This is a genomic window from Acinetobacter sp., assembly GCF_036659555.1.
In the GTDB taxonomy this organism is placed as follows: Bacteria; Pseudomonadota; Gammaproteobacteria; order Pseudomonadales; family Moraxellaceae; genus Acinetobacter.
Genome location: NZ_JAVXCI010000154.1, coordinates 1 through 3518, shown reverse-complemented (window position 1 = coordinate 3518; position 3518 = coordinate 1). Strand labels below are relative to the sequence as shown.

The window sequence follows — 3518 nt, the reverse complement described above, 5'->3', positions numbered from 1 at the left end:
TAGACATGGCAACTAAAAAAGCCGGTGGTTCGACTAAAAACGGTCGTGACTCGAATCCTAAAATGTTAGGTGTTAAAATGTACGGTGGTCAAGCTGTGACTGCTGGCAACATTATCGTTCGTCAACGTGGTACAGAATTCCACGCTGGTGCAAACGTCGGTATGGGCCGTGACCATACTTTGTTCGCTACCGCTGACGGCGTGATCAAATTCGAAGTGAAAGGCCAGTTTGGTCGCCGCTACGTATCTGTTGAAGTTTAAGCTTCAGTAGAAAAAGGCCCGCAGATTCTGCGGGTTTTTTTATGCCTGCTGAATCATGGCCGGCATCCGCCTTGAAATTTTGCTGGAAAATGAGCTGAAGAAAATAAAGCAATTTTTTGAAATATTGTCTAATAATTAAGCATATTGCTGCTATTGAATGTGATTTACATCACGTTTTTATCGGAGTGTAATGAAAAAGAATAAGTAGAAGAAAGGGCAAGGGCATGAATAAAATATTAAAAAATATTTTGAGCAATACCTGCCGCAATAAGGCCTGCCTTCCCGGCAGTCAGCAAAAAATCATATTCAGCCATGAATGGCCTGCAGCGAATGCCGCAGATCAGGCGCTCTATTCCCCGCCGCAAGCGGTTCGCAAAAAAATGCTGCCGGAACTGCTGCTCAGCGCGCTGCTGGCGGTCAGCGGCGGCGCCTGGGCCGGCGGTGGCTATTCATCAGCTGCAGGCCAGTATGGCCATAGCAATGGCAATGGCGGGAACGGCCATTCCGGCCAGCATGGCGCGCAAGGCTCTAAGGGCAATAATTCCTCTATTGATATTGAATCCGGCCGGCAGGGCGCAGCGCCCAGGCCGGATGCAGACGGGCAGGATGCGGTTGGCGCAGGCGCGGATATATCTGGAGACCAGTCGACTGGCGCCGGCGTGAACAATACGGCTGCCGGCCATAAAACCGGCGCGGCCGGCAGCAATGCTGCTGTGCTGGTCAATGGCTTCAGCTCAGATCGCGACGGCGCGGTTCCGGCTGGTTCCGCCAATGCGGAGCGGCACATTATTTATGTGGCGGCGGGTGTGGAGGATAGCGATGCAGTCAATCTGGCACAAATGCGCCAGGCAGACCTGAATCTGCTGAATGATGCCAGAGCCTATACCAATCAGCATGGAACACAGATCTTGAGCCAGGCCAACAGCTATACCAATAGCCGCATGGAAGACCTGAACCGTGATTTGGATCATTTGCAGGACAGCGCTTATGCTGCTGTAGCGTCCAGCATGGCCATTGCCTCCCTGCCGCAGCCGACCGATGCCGGCTACAGCATGTTCAGCTTTGGCGTGGGCGCATGGGAAAATCAGCAAGGCTTTGCCGCGGGCTTCAGCGGCGTCACCGGCAGCAATAAATTTGTGTATAAAGCTGCAGCCACAGCCAATACGGAAGGGGACTTTGGCGGAGGCGCCTCCATAGGCTGGCAGTGGAAATAATCCAGACCTGCGCTTTTAAACGGAAAGCTCCTGTGCTGATCAGGAGCTTTTCTGCATTATGCCGGCTTCTCCATCATGATGAATAAAAAACGGAATTTTGCATTAATAACAATACAAAACTTATTGTTTTCATTCATGTTGGCCTTAAAAATTGGTTTAAGATGGGCTATCTGACAAATTGCGATGATGCAAATAAAAAAGGTGAATCTATGAATATGCTTCGTCAAACCATGTGCGCTGCGGTCTTGGGCGCGGCAGCGTTGGCGCCTGTGATGAGCGCAGCCGTGCATGCTGCCCCGGCGCCGGCATCGGAGCAGCAGGCGACTTCAAGCCTGGTTCGGCAGCTCAGCGGCGTAAAAAGCTTTACGGCGAATTTTGAACAGACGACGAAAGTCAGCAGCGGCAAAGCGGTTCAGAAAAAAGGCCTGTCGGCTCAGCATATGAATCAGACTTTTAAAGGGGTGATGAAAGTTGAGCGCCCGGGGAAATTCTTCTGGGAAACCTCCAGTCCGTCCAAGCAGACCATTGTGACTTCGGGGAAAACGGTCTGGATTTATGATCCGGACCTGCAGCAGGCGGTGCGCCAGAATCTGGATGATCAGGTAGCGAATACCCCGGCGCTGCTGCTTTCAGGCAATGCCAGCCAGATCATGAAATCTTACCGCGTAACCCAGCCGGACAAGAACAAGACCTATTATACGCTGTATCCTAAAGCGGGCGATGGCGCATTCCAGAGCCTGACGATCAGCTTTGGCGCCAACAAAGCGCCGGCTTTGATGATTCTTGCCGATTCATTGGGCCAAACCACCTATGTGCGCTTCAGCAATGTGAAAGTCAACGCGTCAATTCCGGCCTCTACTTTTAATTTTGCGCCGCCGAAAGGCACGGATATTATTGATCAGTAAGAAAATACTCACTGAAAAATCGGCAGCCGCATTGACGGCTGCTTGCAAGAGCAGGCTTGGGCCTGCTCTTTTTATATCCGCACAGCCTGCGGGATACATTCGGTAATGTTATCAGCTTTATAGAGTGCGTATAGTGTGAGGGTTAAATTGTTTGCGGTACGGCGATAGGGGTTCTGGGATGAAAAAAAATGACGTTAATGCATGGGCATCAGCTGCAGCGGCGGTAATTTCATTAAGCGTGCTGACGGCATGCCAGCCAAGAAATGAGCCGGTTCAGGACAGGCAGAACAGCGCGCAGGCGCAAACGGCCAAAGCGGAAAGCATCCCGCTGATTCAGTCAAAATCCGTGCCGATGAAGCTGGCCAAGCCGGAAGCCTGCGATGCCCAAGGCTGCACGCAGTATTCCATTCAAACCGTGGAAACCAATGTTGGCTGGATTAATCAGTACTTTGCCGAACGCATTGAAAAGGCCGATCCAATTGCGTTTTCTGCTGCGCCCAATCAGAAAGTGGATTTATCTGAAGGCTCGGCAGCCGGCCTCAGTCAAAGCACAACAGCGGTGCGCTATATCAGCCAATGGGGGCATATGGCGGCGTTTGCCTTGGAAAGCTACAGCTATTCCGCCGGCGCCGCGCACGGCATGCAGCATGTGGAATATGTCAATTTTGACTTGAAAGCCAAAAAGCGCCTGGCCTTGCAGGATGTGCTGCTGAAAGGCGCCGAAGCCAAAGTGCTGGACGGCTTGTTTGACGCCAACGCGATGTGGCTGGCCAGCCATGACATTGACCGCGCCAAGCTGCAGCTCAGCGACAACTTCTACTATGGCGCCAGCGGCATCGTCTTTGTTTATCCGCTGTATGAGCTGGCCAGCTATGCCGAAGGCATGCCGGAACTCAAGCTGCCGTACCAAGCGGCGAAAGGCCTGTTCAAGCCGGAATATTTGCCGAATTTGCCGAATTATGAAAATAAGTAATTTTGCGTAAATCTTCAGCTTTATTGCTCTAATAAGGCGCAGCTGCAAACGTGGCTGCTGTATTTTTTACTGTTAAGAGCTTACACTATAGCCAGTTTTTTTCTTTGCAAATGATTGGCTATGATCGACCCGAAATTACTCAGAAATAATATTGAGGCTGTAAATT

General features: G+C 51.3%; 4 protein-coding genes. All 4 read left to right on the top strand.

Annotation, left to right across the window (positions count from 1 at the left end):
• Positions 1-5: 5 nt before the first annotated feature.
• The 4 genes from rpmA (at position 6) to RSA72_RS14155 (ending at position 3352) form a co-directional block, all read left to right on the top strand.
• Positions 6-260, top strand: a complete 255-nt coding sequence (gene rpmA / locus RSA72_RS14170) for a 50S ribosomal protein L27 (RefSeq protein WP_004828213.1) — start codon at positions 6-8, stop codon at positions 258-260.
• A 224-nt stretch (positions 261-484) separates the two neighbouring features.
• Complete coding sequence (locus tag RSA72_RS14165; protein WP_332624571.1) at positions 485-1474, top strand: YadA family autotransporter adhesin; 990 nt, start codon at positions 485-487, stop codon at positions 1472-1474.
• Positions 1475-1683: 209 nt separating this feature from the next.
• The gene (gene lolA, locus RSA72_RS14160; RefSeq protein ID WP_332624570.1) at positions 1684-2379 is read left to right on the top strand and encodes an outer membrane lipoprotein chaperone LolA; all 696 of its coding nucleotides are present in this window, start codon (positions 1684-1686) and stop codon (positions 2377-2379) included.
• Between the two features lie 178 nt (positions 2380-2557).
• The gene (locus RSA72_RS14155) at positions 2558-3352 is read left to right on the top strand and encodes an RsiV family protein (RefSeq protein WP_332624569.1); all 795 of its coding nucleotides are present in this window, start codon (positions 2558-2560) and stop codon (positions 3350-3352) included.
• Positions 3353-3518: the final 166 nt, after the last annotated feature.